Source organism: Rheinheimera sp. B2H12 (assembly GCF_059620065.1).
The window spans coordinates 5,085,857-5,110,089 of the sequence record NZ_CM184363.1 but is presented as its reverse complement, the minus strand read 5'-3'; the positions used below and the strand labels follow the sequence as shown (position 1 = coordinate 5,110,089).

General features: G+C 53.7%; 15 protein-coding genes. 10 read left to right on the top strand and 5 right to left on the bottom strand.

Going from position 1 to position 24,233, the window contains the following annotated elements; genetic code table 11:
- Window positions 1–36 precede the first annotated feature (36 nt).
- A complete protein-coding gene (locus AC53GJ_RS21315; RefSeq protein ID WP_496730418.1) occupies window positions 37–3,339 on the bottom strand; it encodes a M1 family aminopeptidase in 3,303 nt (1,100 codons plus the stop codon).
- Window positions 3,336–4,223 carry an ATP-binding cassette domain-containing protein gene (locus AC53GJ_RS21310; protein WP_496730417.1) on the bottom strand — a complete coding sequence of 296 codons (888 nt, stop codon included), beginning with the start codon at window positions 4,221–4,223 and terminating at the stop codon, window positions 3,336–3,338. Before AC53GJ_RS21310 ends, AC53GJ_RS21315 begins: the two co-directional genes overlap by 4 nt.
- A gap of 204 nt (window positions 4,224–4,427) precedes the next feature.
- Between AC53GJ_RS21310 and AC53GJ_RS21305 the strand changes: the two genes are divergently transcribed.
- The 3 genes from AC53GJ_RS21305 (at window position 4,428) to AC53GJ_RS21295 (ending at window position 9,514) form a co-directional block, all read left to right on the top strand.
- Window positions 4,428–5,999: a sensor histidine kinase gene (locus tag AC53GJ_RS21305; RefSeq protein WP_496730416.1), complete on the top strand. Its 1,572-nt coding sequence runs from the start codon at window positions 4,428–4,430 to the stop codon at window positions 5,997–5,999.
- Window positions 5,993–6,718 carry a LytR/AlgR family response regulator transcription factor gene (locus tag AC53GJ_RS21300; RefSeq protein WP_496730415.1) on the top strand — a complete coding sequence of 242 codons (726 nt, stop codon included), beginning with the start codon at window positions 5,993–5,995 and terminating at the stop codon, window positions 6,716–6,718. Before AC53GJ_RS21305 ends, AC53GJ_RS21300 begins: the two co-directional genes overlap by 7 nt.
- Before the next feature lie 162 nt (window positions 6,719–6,880).
- Window positions 6,881–9,514: a M1 family metallopeptidase gene (locus tag AC53GJ_RS21295; protein ID WP_496730414.1), complete on the top strand. Its 2,634-nt coding sequence runs from the start codon at window positions 6,881–6,883 to the stop codon at window positions 9,512–9,514.
- Window positions 9,515–9,571: 57 nt separating this feature from the next.
- Here the strand turns inward: AC53GJ_RS21295 and AC53GJ_RS21290 are convergent, their stop codons facing one another.
- Window positions 9,572–11,737, bottom strand: coding sequence for a hypothetical protein (locus tag AC53GJ_RS21290; protein WP_496730413.1), 2,166 nt, complete (start codon window positions 11,735–11,737; stop codon window positions 9,572–9,574).
- A 310-nt stretch (window positions 11,738–12,047) separates the two neighbouring features.
- On the opposite strand from AC53GJ_RS21290, the gene AC53GJ_RS21285 reads away from it, so the two are divergent.
- From AC53GJ_RS21285 to AC53GJ_RS21275, 3 genes are all read left to right on the top strand, one after another.
- The gene (locus tag AC53GJ_RS21285) at window positions 12,048–12,476 is read left to right on the top strand and encodes a hypothetical protein (RefSeq protein ID WP_496730412.1); all 429 of its coding nucleotides are present in this window, start codon (window positions 12,048–12,050) and stop codon (window positions 12,474–12,476) included.
- Complete coding sequence (locus tag AC53GJ_RS21280) at window positions 12,473–12,703, top strand: helix-turn-helix transcriptional regulator (RefSeq protein ID WP_496730411.1); 231 nt, start codon at window positions 12,473–12,475, stop codon at window positions 12,701–12,703. The genes AC53GJ_RS21285 and AC53GJ_RS21280 overlap by 4 nt, the downstream gene beginning before the upstream one ends.
- A 197-nt stretch (window positions 12,704–12,900) precedes the next feature.
- Entirely contained in the window at window positions 12,901–14,178 is a 1,278-nt protein-coding gene (locus AC53GJ_RS21275) for an endonuclease (protein WP_496730410.1), read from the top strand.
- Between the two features lie 167 nt (window positions 14,179–14,345).
- Here AC53GJ_RS21275 and uvrA read toward each other — a convergent pair whose 3' ends face one another.
- On the bottom strand, window positions 14,346–17,189 hold the full coding sequence (gene uvrA, locus AC53GJ_RS21270) for an excinuclease ABC subunit UvrA (RefSeq protein ID WP_496730409.1): 2,844 nt from the start codon (window positions 17,187–17,189) through the stop codon (window positions 14,346–14,348).
- 308 nt (window positions 17,190–17,497) lie between these two features.
- Between uvrA and AC53GJ_RS21265 the strand changes: the two genes are divergently transcribed.
- The 4 genes from AC53GJ_RS21265 to AC53GJ_RS21250 all read left to right on the top strand — a co-directional run bounded on the left by AC53GJ_RS21265 (window position 17,498) and on the right by AC53GJ_RS21250 (window position 22,748).
- A complete protein-coding gene (locus AC53GJ_RS21265; protein WP_496730408.1) occupies window positions 17,498–20,029 on the top strand; it encodes a heavy metal translocating P-type ATPase in 2,532 nt (843 codons plus the stop codon).
- On the top strand, window positions 20,026–20,457 hold the full coding sequence (locus tag AC53GJ_RS21260) for a MerR family DNA-binding protein (protein WP_496730407.1): 432 nt from the start codon (window positions 20,026–20,028) through the stop codon (window positions 20,455–20,457). Before AC53GJ_RS21265 ends, AC53GJ_RS21260 begins: the two co-directional genes overlap by 4 nt.
- Before the next feature lie 168 nt (window positions 20,458–20,625).
- Window positions 20,626–22,005 carry an MFS transporter gene (locus AC53GJ_RS21255; RefSeq protein ID WP_496730406.1) on the top strand — a complete coding sequence of 460 codons (1,380 nt, stop codon included), beginning with the start codon at window positions 20,626–20,628 and terminating at the stop codon, window positions 22,003–22,005.
- 95 nt (window positions 22,006–22,100) lie between these two features.
- Window positions 22,101–22,748 (top strand): hypothetical protein, encoded by a 648-nt coding sequence (locus AC53GJ_RS21250; RefSeq protein WP_496730404.1) that lies wholly within the window; start codon window positions 22,101–22,103, stop codon window positions 22,746–22,748.
- A 552-nt stretch (window positions 22,749–23,300) separates the two neighbouring features.
- Here the strand turns inward: AC53GJ_RS21250 and AC53GJ_RS21245 are convergent.
- Entirely contained in the window at window positions 23,301–23,975 is a 675-nt protein-coding gene (locus AC53GJ_RS21245) for a hypothetical protein (protein WP_496730403.1), read from the bottom strand.
- Window positions 23,976–24,233: the final 258 nt, after the last annotated feature.

The window sequence follows — 24,233 nt, the reverse complement described above, 5'->3', positions numbered from 1 at the left end:
TGTGAATGCCTGTTATGCCTGAAAACCGCTGAAAACTCAATGCGGATTGGCTGCATCCTGCTGCCAGATCCAACTGCTGTCGTGTTCCAGCAGCAACTGCCGGATCAAGGCATGTTGCGTGGCCGGACTATGTGCCAGCAGGGCACGGACAAAATCCATCGCGCTGGCGGGTGTTGCTGGGTAACGATGCTGCTGCCACAGTTGTTGCAGCGCAGCCGTGATCACGGCATCCCCCAGTACAGTGCGCAAGCGGGCAAATACTAAGGTGGCACGTGAATATTGGTCATGGCCTTCGGCGGCATCCAGCAGATTCTCCAGTTGACCGGTGCTATTGGCATGTGCGCGCAAGAAGCGTTGTCGTTCATAGTCGACCAGCGCTTGCATGGCGGCCCTACCATAGTGCTGCTCCAGCAACACCAGCTCGGTATATTTGGCCAGCGCTTCAATGAGAAAGGTGCCATCGCCAGGTACACCGTTGCCGACGCCATGACCAAACCACTGGTGTGCCATTTCGTGCACAGCGCGCCGGTAAACCTGACTAAAACCAGCGTCCGCTGTCGGCACGGCGCGCAGGCCAACCCGATGATTGATCAGTACCAGTTGTGGCAGGGCGTAACCTGAAGCCCCCAGATCCGGCGCCATCACCAGCTTCAGCGATTCCCCCGGCAAAGGCCCGATGTGCTGGTTAAACCATTGCTGTGTTTGCCGCAGTGCCTGCCAGGTCAGATCGGTGGCAGCATTGTAATAAGGACTGTAGATCGCCAGTTGCACGCCGGCAACCTGTGCCTGCTGCGGTTGCCATGGCACCGCGATCACCGCGGGTAGATTGCGGATGGGCGCACTGGTGCTGTAGTGAAAACTGCGCTGCTCGGGCCCTGACTGCCATTGCCGCAGCAGTTTGCCGGCAGCAATGCCCTGATAACCGGCTGGCACTTTGAGCCGGGTATCCAGCTGAACCCAGTCATAGCGAGCGCTGGCTGGGGTGGCGGTGGCTGATTGTACCGAAGGTTTCAGTTCGCGCTCTGGTAGCGGTGCCAGGCCGTAGTGCGCCCGGAGTTGGGCGTCTTTTAACCTTAATTCGCCGAAAAAACCAGGATGCGGCAGCAACTGCCACAGCCGCAGATAACTGAAGTCAGGCCGGATCATTTGCTGAAACTGCAGCGGCGTCAGGCCAGTTTGCCGGATCTGCAATTGCAACGATAAGGTGGTGCTGGCACCGGGCGCCAGCGGTTGATCGAACTGATAGATAAATTGCTGCAGCTCTTTATCCTGTTGTTGCAACTTGCCTTGTTGCACCTTCAGTTGTTGCAAATCCGCCGGCCGGAAAGCCGGATCAGGCCAGCCCAGCAGCAGTTGTTTGATCGGCTGTGGATGCGGATTGGTCAGCGTCAGTTCGGCCTGAATGCTGGCCACTTGCTGCGCTGGGATTAATTCAACGTCTAGCGCTATTTTGCTCAGCACGGGTTGTGGTTGTTGCTGCCAGTGCTGATACTGCCGTTCATAGGCCGCCCGCCAGCTGTGGCGATCGGTGACAGTCTGCAAGGCACCGGCTTGTTGTAGCTGGTGGTGAATGTACCAGCCCTGGCTGGCAGCCAAAGTCAGCAGCAGTGCTGGCAGCAAGGTCCAGCGCGCCTGCTGGCGGCCAAGGCTGACATCAGAACTAGTGCCGCTGCCGCGATGATAACGTGGCAAGGCCCACAGCCACAGCGCCAGGATCAGTAACCCCCAAAACAGCAGATAAGGCCAGTAGCCACCCTGATGCCAATCGCCACCCCAGTTCGCAGCAGGACCTATAGTCGAGCCCTGATAACCCCAAAGGGCATCCGGCATAATTAACATGGTTTGGCCGAGTTGCCACAGCGGATGCTCCAGCCCCAGTATTTTGGGTAGTGGGGATATCGCCAGTGCCAAGAGCGCCGCAACCAGTAAATTCGCCCGTAGTGCATTGGGCAATAAAGCATGACAACCTAGTGCCAGCATACCCCATAACCACAACGGCAGCAGTTGCAACAGACCCTGTTGCAGATATTCCATCCCTTGCAGTTCGGTACCGCTGAGCAGTTGCGCCAGTGCCACAGCTGCGAGGCTCAGCAGCATCAGTCCCAGACTCAGCAGCCAGAGTGTGGCCAGTTGACTACTTAACAACAGCCAACCGGGTTGTGGGGAGGCTGCAATTAATGTGTCACAGCGCTGCTGCCGGTTCAGCCAGCTCAACTGACTGGCCCAAAAGCAGATGAGCAGCAGGCCAAACCTGGGCAGGATATCCCAGTTAATTTGGTTCAGCGCATCGCGGCTGGTTGGGGTGAACCGGCTCATGGGTTCGGCAAAACCAGTGCTGGTCAGCACTTCGCTGAAAATAAGGCCTAACAGCAGTAACAGCGCCAGCAGGCTGCTGCGTTGCAACAACAATTGCTGATATTGCAATCTGAGCAGGCTGACAAAGGCAGGCCAGCCGCGGATAGCAATCACAGGAATGACCGCGACTGAGCTGGCCTCGGCAGTGTAGCCAGCCGATGACGGCGTACTGGTTGGCAAGCTGCTCTCGTTGGCTGGCTGGCGATGCGGTGCCTTAACAGGTACTGCCGCTAAGGCCCGCCAGCCTAACAGTGCTGTCAGCAGTAGGATCAGCAGCCGGTTCAGCAATACATCGGCGCTCAAACCGGTGTCGCCTTGTTGCAGTTGCGCCAGCCAGGGCGTCAGCGCATAAGGATCCAGCCAGTACATGCCTTGGCTCAGCCAGGGTGACCATTGCTGGCCTTGTGCCATCAGTGGCGAGCCAGTACCAGCGGCCAGCAGCATATACCCCAGCCAGCAGCACAGCGTCAGTAACCAGCTCCAGCCTAATTGCTGGCTTTGTTGGCTGCACCAGAGGTGCAGTGCGACCAGCAGCAGCAAGGCGGGTAATTGTTGTAACAACAGCAGTTGACATGCCAGTGGCCACAGCGAAGAGGCCGTCACCGCGCTGGCAGCCGACTCAGCCACAGTGGTGACAAAGAGTGTCAGGCCAATTTGCAGCGCAAAGACTAACAGGAACAAGGCTCCGGCCCGGCTTAGCCCCCATTGCCAGCGCGTCAGAGGCGTAGCGGCAATCAGTGCCTGCATGTTGTGCTGGCTGTCACGATAAAATACCAGTGGTGCCAGCACACCAAGCAACAAAGGGTGCACCAGCATCAGTAACTTGCTGTGATTAAACAGCAGTTCTTTTTGTGGTTGTGCGCTGAGCACGGGCTCAGCCAGTGCGAGCAAGGCAGTAAAAGCGATTGCCAGCAGCAGGGCCAGCCAGCACAAAGGCTGACGCAGGTAAAATTGCCATTCGTTACGCCACAGTGCTGTCATCATTGGCTGTGCTCCTGTGGCTGGTTTGGTGTTGCAGCTGTCAGCGTCAGGAAATAACGGTCTTGCAGTGATGCCGCAATACTTACAAAGCCAGGTCCCGGGCAGTGCTCTGCATAGATCCGGTGTTGCTCAACGCCCCGCAAAAAACTGCGCTGCAGCACCAACGCTTGCGGCGGCAGTGCCGGTAAGGGACCGCTGTATAACCAAATATGATGGGTGAGCGGCTCGATTAACTGTTGGGTCTGACCTTGTAACACAATCTGGCCTGCCAACATGATGGCGACTTGTGGACAGAGTTGTTCAATGTCATCCACCAGGTGGCTCGACAAGATCACCAGGCGTTGTTGGCTGATTTCTGCCAATAAATTATGCAGTTGCTGGCGCTCCAGCGGATCCAGTCCAGCGCTTGGCTCGTCCAGGATCAACAGTTGCGGCGCACCGAGCAGCGCCTGGGCGATGCCAAAACGTTGCCGCATCCCACCAGAAAAATGCGCCACTGTTTTGTCGGCGACTGCCGTTAAATTAGTCTGGGCCAGCAACTGGGTAATCTGTTGACGTCGGCTGTGGCGGTCAGTCAGGCCTTTTAAGATGGCAATATGTTCCAGTAAAGCGAAACAGGACATATGCGGATAGACGCCAAATTCCTGCGGTAAATAGCCCAGTTGCGCCCGTAATAAGGCTGGCTGTTGCCGCACATTTAGCTGGTTAAACTGAATCTCGCCGCTGTCCGCTGCTTGCAAGGTGGCAATAGTGCGCAGCAAACTGGATTTACCGGCGCCATTGGGGCCGAGTAAACCAAAGATGCCGGCACCGGCGGTGAGATTCAATTGCCGCAGGGCGGCAGTGCCGTCGGCGTAGGTTTTGCTCAATTGGTGAATATGCAGCATGACGGGTCCTTCTGCGATGATGATCAGAGTGACTGAGGCTAAAGTGCCGGCTGGTTAGCGACAAGCAAGCAATGACCAACACTGTGACTGCGATGACCAGCCGTCGTTGACTGGTTTCGTCAGCCAAAACCAGGTTTTTGTCCATTGGCGGATGACAAGCGCCGGTAACACAGGCAGCATAACCAGCTGAAATGGAGCAAAAGAATGGCCAATCATCTGATCACTACCGCCAGGCATGCTGTGCGGCAGACCTTGCGCCGCAGCAAAGTGCTGCTGACGGCCTCTGGCAGCCGCAGTGCGGTATTATTGCCACTGTTGCCGGTGCTGCTGGCGGCGTTGTGGGTTGGTTTTTGGCCTTTACTGCAACCAACGAACCCGACCAGTACGCCATCCCAAAGCTTTGCCTGGGCAGAACTGACCCTGCTGGCTGTGCAATGGTTGCCGCTGTTACTGGCGCAAGGGCTGGTTGGCTGGTGCTGGCAGCAACCAGTGGCGGGCAGACTCAGGTTGCGGACTGTTGTTTTGCTCTGGCTCGGCGTCATGGGCTTGTATCCGGCCTTGTTGTTGTATGGCAGTTCGCTGGCGGTATTTAGCCGCAACGACTGGTGGCTGGTGCTGGGGCTGAGTCTGCTGTATTGGCTGCATCTGGGGTATCAGCGTCAGTTGCAGCAAAACCTGAAAATGCGTTGGTTATGGTCACTGGATGCCATGCTTTTGCTGGCGCTGCTGCTGTGGGTGTTCAGTTGGGCACTGCTGTTGGTGTCGCATCCGCCCGGACTGGCAGAGCAACCTATTCCGGTGCGTCTGGATCAGGCGCGGATCCTGGCCCATCCCTGGCTGTTATTGCAGTATCTATGGCAATTGTCACTGACGGCGGCCGTGATCTTTGGCTGTTATTGGCTAAACCGCTATTGGCTGATGCGGCGCATGCTGGCGCGGCATGGTTTACTGCCTTATATCCTGCTGAGTCTCTGTCTGATGTTGCTCAGTTATGCGCCGCTGGCGATGCTGTTGCTGCAACTGCCGATGAATCAGGTCGAGGTGCCAGCAGTGCCGGCTGGTAATCATGATCCCTTTGATATCTACAATCTTAACTTTATGTTTTTTCAATGGTTACTCAGCACGCCTGTGATTCTGGCCTTTGAACGGCAGCAACAGGAACGCACGCTGGCGCAAATTCAGCATCAGCAAATTCACACTGAATTACAGCTGCTACAACAGCAAATTAATCCGCATTTTTTGTTTAATACCTTAAATAATCTGTATGCGCTTTGTTTGACCAAATCTGACCAGGCGCCGGAGTTGGTGTTGCGGCTGGCGGATTTATTGCGTTATGTGGTGTATCAGGGACAGCAAGCTCGCGTGACGCTGGCGCAGGAGCTGGCGTATTTGCAGCATTATCTGGCGTTACAGCAACTTCGGGTCAGTAATAAAACCAGCATTCGTGTCGATTTCCCGGCCGATGCCACGCACTGGCAATTACCGCCGCTGCTGCTGATTATGTTGCTGGAAAACGCTTATAAACATGGGGTGGAAACTTGTGTGGCTCCCAGCTGGATCCTGCTGCGGGTCAAGGTCGAACAGCGGCGGTTGTATTTTAGCTGTCACAATAGTCATAACGCGCAGCAGGCTGCTGCTGAACAAGGTCCCGGCGTCGGTCTTTATAATTTACGGCGGCGGTTGCAACTGCACTATGGCAGCAATTTTGTGCTGCAAAGTGCCGCCGCTGGCGATGCCTGGCAGGCCGAGCTGCAACTGGAACTGGAGCTATGCTGAAAATTTTAATTCTGGATGATGAACCGCTGGCGCATCAGGTGTTATTGCACCATCTGGCACAGGAGTCTGACGTGCAGGTGGTGGCGCAGTGCTACAGTGCCGCAGAGGCGCTGGCGGTGCTGGCGAAGCAGCAGATTGATTTGTTGCTATTGGATATTAAGCTGCCGGTGTTGACCGGGCTGGAGATGTTGGGTCTGCTGGCGCAGCCACCCCAGGTGGTGCTGATTAGTGCTTATGCCGAGCATGCGCTGACAGGCTTTGCGCTGGATGTGGCGGATTATTTATTAAAACCGGTCAGCGGCGAGCGATTGTCGCAGGCGCTGGCCAAGGTGCGGCGCCGGTTGTTATTACCAGCGCTGATGGCTGAAACGGCCCAGCCGATAGCACCTCAGCTGGCCACAGTGCCAGAATATCTGATCCTGAAGGTGGAACGTGAACTGCGCCGCTTTGAACTGGCCACTATCTGTTGTTTTGAAAGTTATGGCAATTATGTCAAAGTCTGGCAAGGCGAACGGATGACGCTGGTCAACAGTACGTTAAAACAACTGCGGGCTGAGCTGGGTGCGGCGGCTTTTGTCCAGGTGCATAAATCTTATCTGGTGGCCGCCAGCCACGTCATCAGTCGCGACAGCCACCAGTTGCAGCTGAGTAACCGCATGACGATCAACATTGGCGATGCCTATAAGCAGCAGGCACGGTTGTTGTTAAGCTCGTCCTGATGCTGCGGTATCCGCCTCCAGCCGCAGAAAAAATTCCATTGAGCGCAGTTCTGCGCTCAAAGCCTAAAAAGCAGGTGACGCCACATTTCTTTTTCATTATGTTAACTGCATTGCTGCTGCCGCTGTAGGCAGTGGATTGATCCAGCAAGGAATTTCAATAAGATGCGTGCTTTATTCCAACAAAAACGGCTGACCCTCGCCATCAGCGCTGCTTTGCTATTTGCGACTTTGCCAGTGCTGGCGAATACCTCCACTGAGCGGGATGTATTGCCAGCAGGCGCCAGTCCGCAGGTGTATCAACTGACGATAGATCCAGATCTGGACAAACTGACTTTTCAGGGTGAGCTAACGCTGCAATTTACCGCCAGTCAGGCCCTGCCGGAGCTGGTGCTGAATGCGCTGGATTTAACGGTGATTGATGCCAGCATCGATGGTAAAACTGTGCTGGCTGAAGTGGTACCGGCCACGCAGCGGGTACATTTTAAAGCGCCACTCAGTGCGGGCAAACATCTGTTGAAAGTGCGTTATCATGGCAAAATTTATGAGCAGTCGGCGGGGTTATTCGCCACTGACTATACCAAGGCTGATGGCAGCAAAGGCCGGATGCTGTCCAGCCAGTTTGAACCCGGTGATGCCCGGAAACTGGCACCGATGTGGGATGAACCGGCGCATAAAGCCATTTTTAATATCAGTATTATTGAGCCCAAAGGCCAGTTAGCCATTTCCAATATGCCGGAGCACAAGCGTCAGCCATTGCCGGACGGCCGGGCCCGGGTTGATTTTGCCCCCAGCGTGAAAATGAGCAGCTACTTGCTGTATGTGGGCGCTGGTGATTACGAGCGTATTTCTGGCCGCTCCGGTGGTATCGAACATGGGGTGGTGGCGAAAAAAGGCGATGCGGTCAAAGGCACTTATGCACTGAACGCCTCTTATCAACTGCTGGATTATTTTAATGACTACTTTGGTATCGATTATTCGTTGCCGAAGCTGGACCATATCGCGGTGCCCGGCGCTGGTGGTTTTGGCGCGATGGAAAACTGGGGCGCGGTGATGTATTTCGAAGATACGTTATTGCTGGATCCGCAGTTTTCCACCACCAGCAATAAACAGAATGTCTACGCTGTGGTGGCGCATGAAATGGCACACCAGTGGTTTGGCAACATTGTCACCATGCAGTGGTGGGACGATTTATGGCTGAATGAAGGTTTTGCTTCCTGGATGGAAAGCAAAGCCAGTCAAAAATTTAATCCGGCCTGGCAGGTAGAATTATCTGCGGTCGCTTCGCGTAACTATGCGATGGCGCAGGATGCGCAACAAACCACTCATCCGGTGGTACAACCGGTGCGCAATCTGGAGGAAGCCAACGCGGCTTTTGATGGCATCACCTATGCTAAAGGTTTATCCGTCATTACCATGCTGGAAGCTTATTTAGGTGAAGAAGCTTTCCGCACCGGGGTGCGTGCTTATATGCAACAGCATCAATATAGCAATACCGTCACCAACGACCTGTGGCAGGCGCTGGCCAAAGCTTCAGGCCGGCCGGTGGAGGCGATAGCCCAAGATTTCACCCATCAAAGTGGTGTGCCGCTGATTGAAGTGCTCAGCGCAGAATGCCTGCAAGGCAGCACCAAACTGACGTTAAAACAAAGCCGCTTTGGTCTGGATGCTGAGTCGAAAAAACCACAGCAATGGACGGTGCCGGTGACGGCTCAGGTGCTGGGCTCTGCCGCTGGCCGTGCCGAAATTCGTGGCGCTGCGCCACAGCAAATGACCCTGCCGGGTTGTGGTACTGTGACGGTAAATGCCGGTCAGACTGGTTATTATCGCGTGCAGTATAGCGATGCGCTGTTACAGCAACTGACCAGTCACTTCGCCAGTTTAGCGGCGGTCGACCAGTTAGGCTTGTTAAAAGACAGCCAGGCGCTGAGTTATGCCAGCTATACCTCATTGCAGCAGTTCCTGTCGTTGCTGCAACAGGTGCCGGCGGATGCCAATCCAATGATTGCAGTGGAAGTGGTCGGTCAGCTGAATGGCCTGGCTTTTATGTATGAAGGTTTACCAGGGGAAGCGGCGTTTAAACGCTGGGCATTACAAAAAGCACAGGCAATGTTTAGCAAAGTGGGTTGGGAAAAACAGCCGACTGAATCTGACAATACCAGCATTTTACGCAGTAGCCTGATCCGTGCGCTGGCGAATTTGGGCGATGCAGCTGTGCTGGCGGAAGCGCGTCGTCGTTTTGCCGCTCGTCACCATGCCACTTCGCCGGATGAAAATGCCTTGCCGGGCGATTTATACAGTGTGGTGCTCGGCGTGATTGGTAAAAATGCCAATGCCGACGATTTTGCCACCTTAAAAGCGCTGGCAGTAGCAAGTAAGAACAGCACAGAAAAACGCCGGTTATTAGCGGCGTTAGCTTCGGTGAAAGATGCGGAGCTGGCCAAAGCTGCACTGGAGCTGAGCTTAGCCGACCTGACACCAAAACAATGGGCGCCGGATTTACTCACTCAGGTGGCGGACCAGCATACTGAGCTGGCTTACCAGTTTTATCTGCAACACCAGCCAGCCTTTGATGATAGGTTAGATCCGCTGCGCCGTAACGGTTTTGATGCTTCAATCCTTGGTTCGGGTCGCGATGCCAAAACAGCAGCCTTGTTGCAACAAAAAGCCGTCGCCGCCAGTTCTAAACCGGTGAAAACGGCGTATCAGGAGGCTGCGGCTGGCATTGAACGCCTGTTAGAGCGGATCAACCGTATTCCACCGCAAGTGGATAGCTTTTTGCAAACGCAAAAACTCTAGTCAATATGAGCAGGTTGGACCGGCTGAGTGCCGGTGCAACCTGCTCTGCCAACAAGGCTATGCCGCGCCTAACAGTGCTTGCAAGCCTGCGCCAACAAACCCCTGCCGCCAGAACACCCAGACCACCACCGCAATAATCAACAGCACCAGCCAGAGCCTGGCATTGCTTTTTTGTTCAAAAGGATCGGCCATTGCCCGGCTGGCACCGCCGGGTAAACTCGCCAGCGCCGTCAGTCGGGTGCCAAATTTAATACTGAGTTTGGCATTGGTGTTGACTGCCCAGCCATTGGCATCCAGCAAGGGTGCCAGATTTCTGGCCCGCAGCTTAAACCAGGCCAGCAGCATGGAAGGGCCGGAAATAAACAGCACCACACCCAACAAGGCTAGCGGCATTTGCCACCACATCAGACTGAGGAAACCGGTGACGACTGCGGCCAGTGCTGTGCCAATAGCGCCGATGGCTAAGCCGATGGCGGCAAAAATACCGGCAAACTTTGCCACATCAAAAGGTGTCGTCGCCGCGGCTTTCGCTGCTGGCGTATCGGCCAGTTTGGCCGCATCACCGACCCCAGCGGCACTTTTACTTTCAATATCTTTATCTTTGGCGGCGGCAAATTTCTGGATTTGATCGGAAATCATTCGGCCAATCCGTTGATAAGGCGTATAAAACGCTTCGCGGATACTGATTGGATTGGCGACAATTTGCGTGACAGTCGCGTCCCAGTCGGTGCCTGCTCTGTCGTAATAGACACCATTGCGGCCAACCATCAGATTGCCGGCATCGCCGGCGGTCATGCTGGCCACCACAGATTTTTTCTCACCGCTGGCGCGCACACAATCCAGGTACAACAGATACATGCCGCTCAAGCCTGCGAGCTTGGCATGCTTGCCAGCGTCATTGACGTTCAGGCATAAATCGCAGCTGCGGCCATCGATATACAAGCGACCATTCTGGAAAATAGCCGGTTGCTGCAAGCCGTAAAAACGTTCGAAGCTGACAAAATTGTGCAGTAAATCCCGTAAATAAGCCTGATAACGGATCAGTTTGTCGACATCCAGTACAGCTTCGGCTTCTGCTTGTTGCGCCAGGTCGGCGTCTATTAAGGCAAAGGCCTGCTGCAGCGTGCCGCTGTCCAGACAAGCAGTGAGCACTGCAGGCTCCAGCCTGGTTGCCAGGTTGTTCGGTTGTTGCGCCTGCCAGTCGGTATAAGGTTGTAAGCTGGCTTTGAGTTGTTGCCAGTCATGGCGATTGAGGCTGGTTTTAGCCTGCCAGCCACTGTCTGCCACCAAGCTCAGTTCTGCTTGTAAGGCGGCCAACAGATCGGCCCAGTGTGGATGGACCCCTTGTTGCAGTGGCAATTTACCGGCGGCGCTGACCCGCGCCAGCGGTAGATAGCTGCTGTCACTCGAGGCCTGTGACAATAACTGTCGCGACAAGGCGGCATAATCTTCCGCCGTGCCATTGAGGGCCAGGCTGGCATTGTCGTCATAAGCCGCTAACTGGCAACGGATAAAAAAGTCACTGACTTTGGCATCCAGCGCCATCACCAGTGGATAAATGGCTGCCGTCGCCGGGCCGAGTACGGTGCTGACGGCGTTGCCTGCTTGTTGCCATTCGGTCAGGGCCGTGGCTTCTGCCACAAAGGTTTCGAGCTGTGCCCGCTCAATACCTGGCGCACCGCTGCGATCGGTGCTATGGATGCCAAGGTCGAGCAAGGTGGTGACCAGCGTCGCGACCGCACTCTGCTCCGGGTAAGTCTGTGCCGCCAGTTCTGCGGTGATAATGCCGTCGCCATTCAGTTGATGCACCGGGAAGATCAGGGCCAAGTCTGCGGTATCAGCCACGCTGAGCGAGCTGGCGTCGGCTTTGCCAAGATTTTGCAGCATCCGGCGCGCTGAGGCTGCCAGTTTCTGCCCTGCTTCATGCTGGGTATTGATGGCGGTCAGTGGCAATCCGGAACCGCTGAGTAACACTTCTGGTTGTTGCAACATCTCAAGCGCCCAACTGACGGCGGCTTTGATTTCATCAATCCGTACCCGGCCATCGTGATCGCCGTCCAGGTAGCGCAAAGTCCGCTCATCAAATTCCAGTCCCTTTACCGGACAGCTCAGGGCTGCCCATAATTTGGGATCCAGGGTCGACAACTGTTGCCAGTCTTCAATCCGATCCAGCTTGACCTGGTCAAAACCACCAGAACGAAAAAAACGCCATTGATGTGCCATGCAATTTTCCTTATGAAATGACGCGGTTGCCGTTCACCCTTGCGCCGCGCCCGAAATGGATAAGCCAATATTTCATTGTTTGGCGCTGGCTGCAACTGGAAGTCGTGGCAACTTCAAGCTGGCATGGGTTGGTTGTGACTCGACGCAGCTGCAGGTCGATAAAAAGCAGGCAATCGATTGTGGACAGCCATAGTGTTGCGGCTCAGCCAAGGGGACCAATAGTTGATGTTAAGTTTTAATAACATGATGGATGTTTTTCTTACCATGATGTATGTTTAATTTATCATCAAAATGGAGTGCTGAGGTGGTTATGTCTTATCGTGAAAAAATTGCCTGGTGGTCGCTGGCTGCGATGTTGCTGTGTTATATCCCTTATTTTTCGCTGGTGGCCAGCGGCGTCTTTCCCGGCCGGGAGTTACCTGATCTCCAACAATTACTGGTGTTTGGTATTACTGCCACTGGCCATGCGTTGATCCTGGGATTGGGTTATTTGTGGTGCCGGCGGCAATCACCGGCTGAAGCGCAGGCACCGATGGATGAGCGGGATCGGGCTATCGAATATCGCGGCACCCGCGCGGCTTATTTTGTGCTGATGGCGGGCATCATTCTGGTCGGCTGCGTACTGCCTTTTATCGAAAGTGGCTGGAGCCTGGTGAATACTGCGCTGTTGATGATTATTCTGGCGGAGGTGGTGCATGACGGCATTGTGGCTGCCAGCCACCGCAGGCAAGCAGCATGAGCGGACTGATGCCCGGCCAGCTGAGCAATCAAATCCGGTTATTGCGTTTTATGCACGGCGAAATGACCCAGGCTGAACTGGGTGAACGCATCGGCGTCACCCGTCAGACCATAGCCGCCATCGAAGCCGGTAAATACTCGCCGTCACTGGAAGCCGCCTTTCGGATTGCGGCAGTATTTAAGGTGCCACTGGAACAGGTGTTTCAGTGGCAGAGTGAGGATGAGTGAGTGACACTCAAATACATAAAATGAAGTTTAAATAAAAATGTGCATAATTTTTCACTAACTTCCAGCGATGCATTTCCCCAAAGCTTCATAAAAACCAGCTAGGCTAAGCACGCGGCTGCCGCCAAGTCACTGTCTTCATTCCTATAATAATTTTTCTGGTGGCTGCATCCCCCTTTAATTAATGATTGGAGTGTGCAATGAAGATGAACTACTTAAAGCTGGTGCTGCTTGGCGGCTTGCTGGCGGCGCCGGTACAGGCAAAAATTCTGCTGTCAGAAGTGTTGTATGATGCGCCGAATAATGACAATACCGAAGAATTTGTCGAGCTGTATAACGACAGTTGCAGCGCGGTGGATCTGGCCGGTTATAGCCTGTCAGATAATGGTGCCACTTTTCAGCTAAGCGGCACTCTGGCCGCCAACAGTTATTTTGTCGTGGCCAAAAATGCGGCAGCGCTGCAAAGCCTTTATGGCAAACCGGTGCAGTTGTCCGGTATGACGCTGGCGCTGGGTAACAGTGGTGATTATGTCCGGTTGCTGCAAGGCAACACCGAGCTGGATCTGGTCGCGTTTGAAAACGCGGTCAGTGGCTGGCCTATCACCGCGGTGGATAAACCGATAGAACGGAAACAACTGCCAGACACCCACAGTGTCAACGACTGGCAGCTCAGTGCTGCGGCCAATCCGGGATCAGGGCCGCTGACGGTCAGCTGTTCCGGTGACGGCGGCGGTGGCGACAATAGCAGCGGCAGCATCAATTTACCGGCTTATTATCAGAACACCAGCGGTAAAACCGGTGCGGCGCTGAAGTTACAACTGAACAGTCTGCTACGGGGTCACCTGCGACTCAGTTACGCCCAGGTCTGGGATGCGCTGAAATATACCGATGAAGATCCGGCCAACAGCAATAATGTGATTTTGTTGTATACCGGCCGCTCGCAGGCGAAAAGTTTTACCGCTGGCAGCAGTTCGTCGCCGGATGCCTGGAATCGTGAGCATGTCTGGGCGAAAAGCCACGGTTTCCCCAGTGAAAGTCAGTATGCTTATACCGATATTCATCATTTACGGCCGGCCGATGTGTCAGTGAATTCCACGCGTGGCAATAAAGATTTTGATAACGGTGGCAGCGCCATTGCCGAAGCGCCGGGCAATTTCACCGACAGCGACAGTTTTGAACCACGCAATGCGGTGAAAGGCGATGTCGCACGGATGATCTTTTATATGGATGTGCGTTATGAAGGCGGTGATGACAGCAATACACCGGATCTGTCAGTACCAAATAAAGTACCCACGGGTGCGTCAACGGCGCAGATGGGGAAATTATGCAGTCTGGTGGCCTGGCACCGTGCCGATCCGGTTGATAGCTGGGAACGCCGCCGTAATGAGCGGATTTACCAGCGGCAACAGAACCGCAATCCTTTTATCGATAATCCGCAGTGGGTTGATGCCATTTACGGCAGTGCTTGCCCGCGCTGAGACTGACCTTGGTCATGTTCTGCGCTGAGCCGTCGCCGCCGGTGTTTGCCGGGGCGACAGTGATGTCGTGTCGGCTTAACCACATCAATCTGTTGATTGTGGATCTGAGGCTGTTAATTCAGCCAGCAGCACAGGGTATGGGTTCTGCTGGCTCACCGCGCGGATTGTTAAGCTGGTTTCGCCAGCAGTGGCCGTAAATACTGGCCGGTATAGGACTGCTCGCAAGCGGCCACTTGTTCTGGCGTGCCGGCGATGAGAATTTCACCGCCGCCAGAGCCGCCTTCCGGGCCTAAATCGACAATCCAGTCGGCAGTTTTCACCACATCTAAATTATGCTCGATCACCACAATGGTATTGCCGGCATCGCGTAGCTTGTGCAGCACGTTCAGCAGTTGCTGAATATCATAAAAATGCAGGCCCGTGGTCGGCTCATCCAGAATATACAAAGTTTTGCCGGTATCGCGTTTACTGAGCTCCCGCGCCAGTTTCACTCGCTGTGCTTCACCGCCTGACAGCGTGGTAGCGGATTGACCCAACCGGATATAGGTCAGACCGACATCCATCAGGGTTTTTAATTTGCGGGCAATGGCCGGAATGGCTTCAAAGAAGGCATGAGCATCTTCGACCGTCATTTCCAGCACTTCGTGAATGTTTTTGCCTTTGTATTTCACCTCTAAGGTTTCGCGGTTGTAGCGTTTGCCATGACAGACATCACAAGGCACGTATACATCCGGCAAGAAGTGCATTTCCACTTTTAACACGCCATCGCCCTGACAGGCTTCACAACGGCCACCTTTGACGTTAAAGCTAAAACGGCCGACCTGATAACCGCGCGACCGCGCTTCCTGCGTGCCGGCAAATAAATCACGCACCGCGGTAAAAATGCCTGTGTAAGTGGCCGGGTTCGATCTTGGGGTGCGGCCAATCGGGCTTTGATCGATATCCACGCATTTATCAAAATGCTGCAGCCCTTCAATAGCGCGATGTGGCGCCGGATCGTCACCTTCACCTTTGTTCAGCACTTTATGCGCGACTCTGAACAGGGTGTCGTTAATCAGGGTAGATTTACCGGAGCCAGACACGCCAGTGATACAGGTCATCACCCCAAACGGAATTTCCAGATCGACATTTTTCAGGTTATTACCGGTGGCGCCCAATACTTTGAGCGATTTGCCTTTTTTGCCGCTATGCCGGGTGGCAGGCACCGCAATTTTGCGCCGGCCCGATAAATACTGGCCAGTGAGTGAGGCTTCAGCCGCTTCGATATCCGCTAAGGTGCCTTGTGCCACCACATGACCGCCATGGACACCAGCGCCCGGACCAATGTCGATAATATGATCGGCCAGCCGCACGGCGTCTTCATCGTGTTCAACCACAATCACGGTATTGCCCAAATCGCGCAAATGGGTCAGGGTGCCCAATAACCGGTCGTTGTCGCGCTGGTGTAAACCAATGGAAGGTTCATCCAGCACATACATCACACCAACCAGACCAGCGCCAATCTGGCTGGCCAGCCTGATCCGCTGTGCTTCACCGCCGGACAGGGTTTCGGCGCTTCTGGATAAATTCAGATAATTCAGCCCGACATTGACCAGAAACATCAGCCGGTCCTGAATTTCTTTCAGGATTTTTTCCGCGATCTGCGCTTTTTGGCCATGCAGGCTGAGCTGTTGGAAATACTGATAACAGTCGCCAATCGACATTTCGACCACCTGAGCTATGGTGGTCTGATTGATAAACACATGGCGCGCTTCTTCCCGCAGCCGTGAACCGTCACAAACCGGACAACACTGGCTGGCCAGATATTTCGACAGCTCTTCCCGCACCGCCATCGATTCAGTTTCGTGATAACGGCGGTCCATATTTGGCAAAATGCCTTCAAACGGATGTTTGCGCAGTACAATATCACCGTGATCATTCAGGTACTTAAATTCAATTTCTTTGCGGCCACTGCCATGCAAAATAGCCTGCTGCTGGTCTTTTTTCAGGCTGGCAAAAGGCGCATCAACGTCAAAGCCATAATGCTCGGCCAAGGATTTCAGCATCTGAAAATAATAAAAATTGCGTTTATCCCAGCCGCGAATGGCGCCGCCGGACAAGCTAAGCTCGGCATTGACAATGACTTTGCTGGCATCAAAAAACTGTTTCACGCCAAGACCGTCACAGGCCTGACAAGCACCGGCCGGGTTGTTAAACGAAAATAGCCGCGGCTCCAGCTCGGCCATCGAATAACCGCAGGTTGGACAGGCAAAGTTGGCTGAGAAGATCAGTTCTGCGCTGCTTTGGCCGGGTTCAGGATCCATCGGTGCCACTTTGGCAATACCACCACTCAGTTCCAGCGCAGTTTCAAAACTTTCCGCCAGCCGCTGTTTAATATCGTCCCGCACTTTGATGCGGTCAATCACCACTTCAATGGTATGTTTTTTATGCAGGTCCAGTTTTGGCGGATCGGATAAATCGCAGATCTCGCCATTGATACGGGCGCGGATATAGCCCTGGGCCGCCAGCGTTTCCAGCGTTTTGACGTGTTCGCCCTTGCGTTCCTGCACCACGGGCGCCAGCACCATTAACTTGGTGCCTTCCGGAAAGGCCACCACTTTGTCGACCATTTCGCTGATGGTTTGCGCGGTCAGCGGCAGATCATGGCTTGGACAGCGCGGTTCACCGACGCGGGCAAACAACAGCCGCAGGTAATCATAAATTTCAGTAATAGTGCCGACGGTGGAACGCGGGTTATGCGAGGTCGACTTTTGCTCAATTGAAATGGCCGGTGATAAACCTTCAATATGATCAACATCGGGTTTTTCCATCAGACTTAAAAACTGCCGGGCATAAGCAGACAACGACTCAACATAACGGCGCTGGCCTTCGGCGTATAAGGTATCAAACGCCAGCGAAGATTTACCGGAACCAGATAAGCCGGTGATGACAATCAGTTTGTCGCGCGGGATTTGCAGCGAAATGTTTTTTAAGTTGTGGGTGCGGGCACCCCGGATATCAATTTTGTCCATCACAGTTCCGGTTGAGCTGAGGCAAAAAAATGGCGTGCTGTTACCGTACAGGCGGCAATCAGCTGTGTATGTCAGCCGGTGCTGGTTGGATCAGCTGCCGGGCTGGTTTCTTTGACACAATCAGACTATCAACTGTATATAAATACAGACCTTTTGGCAAGTTATCGCGGGAAAGTCATCGCAAGTAACAGGCGTGCTGTGTGGCATGGTCACCCTGGCAGGGGTCGCCGGTAGAATCTGCTTGACCTTGCCCTGTGGGTAAGCTTTACCCTGTCAGCAGATGAAATGGAACCAGGCGGAGCCAACAAATGCAACTAAGTTTTGAAGTGCAGGGCATGCGTTGTATGTCCTGTGTCGGCCGGCTGCAAAAAGCACTGGCGGCCTTGCCACAACTCAGTGACATTCAGGTTGAGTTATTGACCAGCACTGTCAGCGCTACATTAGAGCCGGAGGTGGCGGGTTTTAGTGCCGCGCTGTTGCAACAACAGATCAGCGCGGCTGGTTATCAGCTGGTGCCCGGCAGTGCCCACTATCAAGTGGGTGGTCTGAGCTGCAGTTCCTGCGCCCGTCGGGTACAACAGGCATTGCTGCAGTTACCGCAAGTGCTGACGGCGGAAGTCAGTGTGTTGTCGGGACAGTTGCAATTGCAGTTGCTCAGTCCGCTGAGCCAAGCGGAAGTTGCCGCTGCGCTGAAAGCTGCTGGTTATTGGTTGGTGGCTGCTGTGCCACTGGATGAGACTGTGCCTGCGGCTGCAGGCAATAGCCCCGTGGCCGCCACGCCTGCGTCCGACAGCAACAGAACCAGCATCCCAGCCTCGACTCCTTATTGGCGCCAAGCCTGGTGGCCAGTGCTGCTGAGCAATCTATTGACCTTACCTTTGCTGTTGCCAATGCTGGCGATGTTATGGGGCCAACACTGGATGCTGGCACCGCACTGGCAATTTTTACTGGCGACGCCGGTGCAGTTTTATTTTGGCCGCGATTTTTATCGCGCTGGCTGGGCGGCGCTGAAAGCGCGCAGCGGCAACATGGATTTATTGGTGGCACTCGGCACCAGCGCTGCTTATCTGCTGAGTCTGTATCTGTGGTGGCGGCATAGCCACAGTGGCAGTGGCATGGCGCCTGAGCTGTATTTTGAAAGCAGCGCGGCAGTGCTGAGTCTGGTATTGCTAGGTAAATATCTGGAACAAAAAGCGAAAAAACGCACACTGGCGGCGCTGGAGCAACTTGCCAGTCTGCAACCGGCGCAGGCTCGAGTCTGGCAAGATAGCAGCGGCCAATGGCAATTACAAAGCGCCAGTGCTGTGCAGAGCGGTGATCGGGTGCAAGTCTGGCCCGGCGAAAGGCTGCCGGTGGATGGGGTGGTGTTGCAGGGCCGTAGCTTGGTGGATGAAGCGCTGATCAGTGGCGAAAGTCTGCCGCTGTTAAAAACTGTCGACAACACAGTGACCGGTGGTGCAGTGGCGCTGGACGGTATGCTGGAGATCCGCGCCACTGCCGTTGGGGCGTCTTCAGTGCTTTCGAAAATTATCCAACTGGTGCAACAAGCACAGAGCGCCAAAGCGCCGGTGCAAGCCTTGGTGGACCGGATCAGCGCCGTGTTTGTCCCTGTGGTGCTGGCGCTGTCGTTGCTGACGTTGCTCGGTTGGGGTCTGCTGACTGCCGACTGGGAACAGGCCATTTTAACGGCAGTGGCGGTGCTGGTGATTGCCTGTCCTTGTGCTTTGGGGCTGGCGACTCCGGCCGCAGTGATGGCGGGAACCGGCAGTGCTGCCCGCAGTGGTATTTTGCTGAAAAATGCTGCCGTACTGCAGCAGGCGCGACAGATTGATACTGTAGTGTTTGATAAAACCGGCACTTTAACTCAGGGCAAACCACAGTTGGCAACTGTGCTGGCGCTGGCGTGCAGTCAGCAGCAAGCGCTGCAGTGGGCGGCGTCCTTGCAACAGCAAAACGATCATCCACTGGCCAGTGCGCTGTTAGCCGCAGCGCGACAGCAACAGCTGCCGTTATTGCCACTGAGTGCGCTGCAACTGCAGGCAGGTTTGGGTCTGCAGGGAGAGGTGGCTGGCCAGCTGTTGCTGCTGGGCAGTAGTCAGTGGCTGGAAACTTTGTCAGTGCGGTTGCCGGAATTTGCCGAAAAACCGGCCGGAGCTTCGCTCAGTTGGCTGGCACAATACCAGCCAGCCAGCGACAGTTGCCCGGCATCGGTGAAATTACTGGCCGGTTTTGCTTTTACCGATCAGTTAAAAGCCGAAGCCATGGCTGCGGTGCAGGCATTACAGCAACAAGGCATCACTGTCGTGATGCTGACTGGTGATAACCAGGCCAGCGCGGCCTTGGTGGCCAATGCAGTTGGCATCGCGCAGTGGCAAGCGGCGTTGCTGCCAGCCGGCAAAGCGCAGGCGATTGCAACGCTGCAACAGCAGGGCCACCGGGTGGCGATGGTGGGTGATGGCATTAATGATGCGCCTGCGCTGGCACAGGCCGATCTGGGGCTGGCGATGGCAACCGGCACTGCGGTGGCGGTCAGTGCCGCCGATATCACTTTGTTACATGGCAATCCGGCGCTGGTGCCAGCGGCGCTGCAGATTTGTCAGCGTAGCTATCGCAAAATTCAGCAAAACTTAGCCTGGGTTTTTTTGTTTAATGCGCTTGGGATCCCGCTGGCGGCGCTGGGTTATCTGAGCCCGCTGCTGGCTGGTGCTGCCATGGCGGCCAGCAGTGTGCTGGTAATTAGTAATGCCTTGTTATTGCAGCGCTGGCGTGCCACGCTGCCGGTGGTGGTGCCAGCAGCACCGCCATCAGTAACAGCGGCCGTAGCAGGACCATCCAGATGAACACAGCACAACATGAGGATCCATGGCTGACCATAGGTCAGGCCGCCGCCAGCACTGGCTTATCGGCAAAAATGATCCGCAGTTATGAGCAGCAGGGCTTGTTAAGCAGTAGCCGCAGTGCTGCCGGCTATCGTTTGTATCATCGCGCCCAGTTACAACAACTGAGTTTTATCCGCCAGGCCCGCAGTCTGGGATTTCAGTTACCGCAGATCCGGCTGTTGTTGCAGCTGTGGCAGAACCCAAGCCGGCCCAGTCGACAGGTTAAACAGTTGGCGCAACAACAACTGATTGAAGTGACTGATAAAATACTGAAATTGCAGCAGATACAGCAGCAATTACAGCAGTTAGTGACCGCTTGTTGCGACAATGAACAACCAGACTGCGCTATTTTGCAGGCGTTAGCGCAAGGCGGTGATGAGCTGATTTGATCGGTGCTCTGGTGCAGACTGCCGCCTGCTTTGCGACAGCTGCGGGTGACTTTCTGCCAGCAAGGTGACAGTCACGACTGCCCTGACTCAGCCTGCTGTGCTACAATGCCGCCCTTTATCAGGCTTTCGCTATCGAAGCCGCTTTCAAGTTTCTGAGATTCTGGCCTCATGCAACATTTAACCGCTTTGGAACGGCGTACCGCTATCTCGCTGGCGCTGGTGTTCGCTTTTCGGATGTTAGGCTTATTTATGCTGATCCCGGTGTTTGCTATTTATGGCAAAGATCTGATTGGTTTTTCGCCGTTATGGATAGGTCTGGCGATTGGCGCTTATGGTCTGACCCAGGCCGTGCTGCAAATTCCGATGGGCTGGTTGTCCGATCGCTGGGGCCGGCATCAGGTGATGTTACTGGGGCTGGGTATGTTTGCCGTTGGCTCTGTGGTGTCGGCCTTGGCTGAGTCCGTTTATATGGTGACTTTCGGCCGGGTCCTGCAGGGCATGGGGGCGATTTCCGGTGCCGTGTTGGCGCTGGCGTCCGATCTGACGCGAGAAGAACAAAGACCCAAGGTGATGGCCGTGATTGGCATGACCATTGGCCTTAGTTTTGCCGTCGCGATGATTTTAGGTCCGCTGATCGCTGCCCAGGCCGGCCTGAGTGGCATTTTCTGGTTCACGGCGGGGTTGGCAGTCTGTGGTGTGCTGATTGTCAGTTTGCTGGTGCCTAAAGCCGTCAGTCAGGCCAGTGGTGCCGAAGCTTTGGCCAAACCGGGTTTTATCGCCGATTTATTCCGCCACCCGCAGCTGATGCAGCTCAATCTGGGGGTGCTGGTGCTGCATCTATTATTAACGGCCGTGTTTGTGGTGGTGCCACAACGGTTGTTGGATCAGCAACTGGCGTCTGATAGTCACTGGCAAGTCTATCTGCCGGTATTAATTGGCGCTTTTATCCTGATGGTGCCGCTGATGATCCTGGCCATGCGGAAACAACAGGAAAAAGGTTATTTTTTATTCGCAATTGGCTTGCTGATTGTAAGTTTATTGTTAATGATTAGTCAGCAGCAACTCAGCATGACTGTCGTTGCCTTGCTGCTGTTTTTTATTGGCTTTAATTATCTGGAAGCCAGTATGCCAGCGCTGGTGTCGCGGATTGCACCGGCCGGGCAGAAGGGCACGGCGATGGGCATTTATGCCAGCGCGCAGTTTTTTGGTGCCTTTTTAGGTGGGGTCATTGGTGGGGCTATTTCTGGTGCCTATGGTGGTCTGACGGTGTTTGCGGTGACGGCCGGAATTGGTTTAATATGGCTGCTGATCGCCCGGACCCTAGCGGTTCCAGCCCGCAGTCAGCGGTTGTCTTTCAGTTTGGCGGTGCCCGATGAAACCACTGCAAAACAACAAGTTAACCTGCTTAGCAACCTAACTGGAGTGTTGGAAGCAACAGTTGTAGTGGCTGAGCAACGCTGTTATTTAAAAGTCGCACCAGGGGCCTTTGACCTGCAACAGGTGCAGGATTTGCTGGCCGCTGCGACCCGTGCAAACCGCACCCAGTAATTTAATACAACACGGAGCTGGTGATGCTAGCGGGCACAGGCCTTGCTCATCATAGAGACCGATGCGAACGTTCATTAACAAAAGGTAAATCAGCAATGGCAACAACTATCACCGGCAAGTTAAACAAAGCCGCAACCCAATTTCAGGCTGGCGAGTCGACCGGTTTTGGCTTGCGGTTAGGGGTGAAATACTATGATCGTGAATCAAAAATGGAGCAATGGTGTAACTACGAAGCGGTCGTTTTTGCCAAAGCCCCGGCCCAAATTCAGTTTTACCAACAAGCCTTGGTTGAAGGCGCCATTATTGAAATCAGTGGCGACAAGCAACGTATTCGTCAGTTCCAGGGTGCCAATGGCTTAAATCTGTCGATTGAAATTCTCGATGCCAAATTAGGTTTTGTGTCTTCACCAAATCCGGGGATGGCACAAGGCCGGCCACAACAGGCGATGCAACAGCAGCAACCTGCTTATAACCAGGCCCCGGCCCAACAGGCTTATCAGCAGGCGCCGCAGGCTTATAATCAGGCACCACAACAACCTGCTTATAACCAGGCCCCGGCTCAGCCAGCCTATAATCAGGCACCACCACAGCCTGCTTATAATCAAGCACCGGTCCAGCCTGCCTATAACCAGGCGCCACCAGCCCAACAAGCCTTTAACCAGCCACAACAAGGCGGTTTCGGCCAGCAAAACCGTGCGCCAATGGAACCACCAATCGACTTTGATGATGATATTCCGTTCTGATCCGGACCTTTTATAATCGATCAGGTATAAACATAATGCTTAACGCAGGGAAGTAGGAAAACCAGCTACTTACCTGCTGCATGATGCATCAAAAGCAGAACGGACAACTCGGTAACATAAACAGTTCCGTTCTCTTTTATCTCGTATAATTTTTGCAGCTTCCGTCTGGGAATGTTTGCCAAAAAAATCCTGTGCTATTATAAAAGTCTTGCCTGTATTTTCTTTCATTTGAGTTGTTCTTCTCTGCTTGTTTGAGCGGCCTCTGTGAAATTTCGTATACAATCTCGAAAAGATCTATAATTGAGAACACTGACGTACTGTAAGCACACAACTAAACTTGTGTCGTCAGAAAATGATAGGCAGAATTATGAGGCGGATTCAATAATACGAGACCACAGACATAAAATATGGCTCACTGGATATGATTCGCCGAGATAAATAACGAATGACCAAGTGATTTAATTGGTAAGGGTCGCATGCTCGCGGTAACCGGCAGAGCAAGCTGCCGGATCCGACGAACAGTTGAACATGATGAGTGTCAGAGTGAAATAATTACTCTTTTGCAATCAGGCGCATGCCGTTACTGTCAGCGACCAGCAAGTATGAAGAGCCATAGTCAGCGCTGCACAGGTTGATAGCTTTGTTATTCAACTTTAATGAAGTGTTGCAGTTATCCAACGAATAGAACGCGGTGGCCTCGCCTTTCTTGGTCGAACCAGCATTTGAACCATTCACGGAGATCACGTAGCTTGCATCCGCAAAGATACGAACATTCAGTTTAGCTGCCTGATCATTTTTCGCTCTGTCAATCAGAGCCAGCTTGTTATCCCCGGCGGAATCCCAAGCGACTAACCAGTAGTTATCCTTGTCACTCAGAGTTTTATATAATTTTTCTTCATCACCGAGACTAATACTGTTGCGGACACCGATATTAAGCATAGGGTTAATAGCTTTGTAGCGGTAGGTATATGTTTCACCTGCGCTATTTTGTTTGATATCTGCAGTAACCCGATGTTTGTTATCAAACAACCCACTAAACTCAGTACTGATATTCCTTCTTTGCAAATGAAAGTCTGCAGAATAATTTAATGCATTGACAAAGGTGAAGTTTGAAGTCCGTTCCAATTCTTCATCGATATCGTCAACGCCACCGCACGCAGCCAGGCCACCCATCATACTCAATATCAATGCAACTTTCGCTAGACCTTTATTTATAACAATACGCATATAGTTCTCCATTCATACGTTCAACAAGTTTCCTACTCATATAATCCGCCGACTCAGGTAGCAATGAATATGAAGTAGATTGCACTGACAAAAATATACAAACAAAATTTTTACAAAAAAATATTAACACTCGACTATCTGAATGTAAATCGACAGAATTGTCTGAAATTGTTTGATTCTGTAAGTTTTCAACGCTCAAATAAAATCAGAGCGCTAGCATCAAAAAAATAAATATCGCAGGATGGCTGATTGACCAGC

Excerpts from the sequence above, each read along its gene's own strand:
- AC53GJ_RS21315 (WP_496730418.1), bottom strand. The coding sequence starts at position 3,339 with ATGATGACAGCACTGTGGCGTAACGAATGGCAATTTTACCTGCGTCAG.
- AC53GJ_RS21310 (WP_496730417.1), bottom strand. The coding sequence starts at position 4,223 with ATGCTGCATATTCACCAATTGAGCAAAACCTACGCCGACGGCACTGCC.
- AC53GJ_RS21305 (WP_496730416.1), top strand. The coding sequence starts at position 4,428 with ATGGCCAATCATCTGATCACTACCGCCAGGCATGCTGTGCGGCAGACC.
- AC53GJ_RS21300 (WP_496730415.1), top strand. The coding sequence starts at position 5,993 with ATGCTGAAAATTTTAATTCTGGATGATGAACCGCTGGCGCATCAGGTG.
- AC53GJ_RS21295 (WP_496730414.1), top strand. The coding sequence starts at position 6,881 with ATGCGTGCTTTATTCCAACAAAAACGGCTGACCCTCGCCATCAGCGCT.
- AC53GJ_RS21290 (WP_496730413.1), bottom strand. The coding sequence starts at position 11,737 with ATGGCACATCAATGGCGTTTTTTTCGTTCTGGTGGTTTTGACCAGGTC.
- AC53GJ_RS21285 (WP_496730412.1), top strand. The coding sequence starts at position 12,048 with ATGTCTTATCGTGAAAAAATTGCCTGGTGGTCGCTGGCTGCGATGTTG.
- AC53GJ_RS21280 (WP_496730411.1), top strand. The coding sequence starts at position 12,473 with ATGAGCGGACTGATGCCCGGCCAGCTGAGCAATCAAATCCGGTTATTG.
- AC53GJ_RS21275 (WP_496730410.1), top strand. The coding sequence starts at position 12,901 with ATGAAGATGAACTACTTAAAGCTGGTGCTGCTTGGCGGCTTGCTGGCG.
- uvrA (WP_496730409.1), bottom strand. The coding sequence starts at position 17,189 with ATGGACAAAATTGATATCCGGGGTGCCCGCACCCACAACTTAAAAAAC.
- AC53GJ_RS21265 (WP_496730408.1), top strand. The coding sequence starts at position 17,498 with ATGCAACTAAGTTTTGAAGTGCAGGGCATGCGTTGTATGTCCTGTGTC.
- AC53GJ_RS21260 (WP_496730407.1), top strand. The coding sequence starts at position 20,026 with ATGAACACAGCACAACATGAGGATCCATGGCTGACCATAGGTCAGGCC.
- AC53GJ_RS21255 (WP_496730406.1), top strand. The coding sequence starts at position 20,626 with ATGCAACATTTAACCGCTTTGGAACGGCGTACCGCTATCTCGCTGGCG.
- AC53GJ_RS21250 (WP_496730404.1), top strand. The coding sequence starts at position 22,101 with ATGGCAACAACTATCACCGGCAAGTTAAACAAAGCCGCAACCCAATTT.
- AC53GJ_RS21245 (WP_496730403.1), bottom strand. The coding sequence starts at position 23,975 with ATGCGTATTGTTATAAATAAAGGTCTAGCGAAAGTTGCATTGATATTG.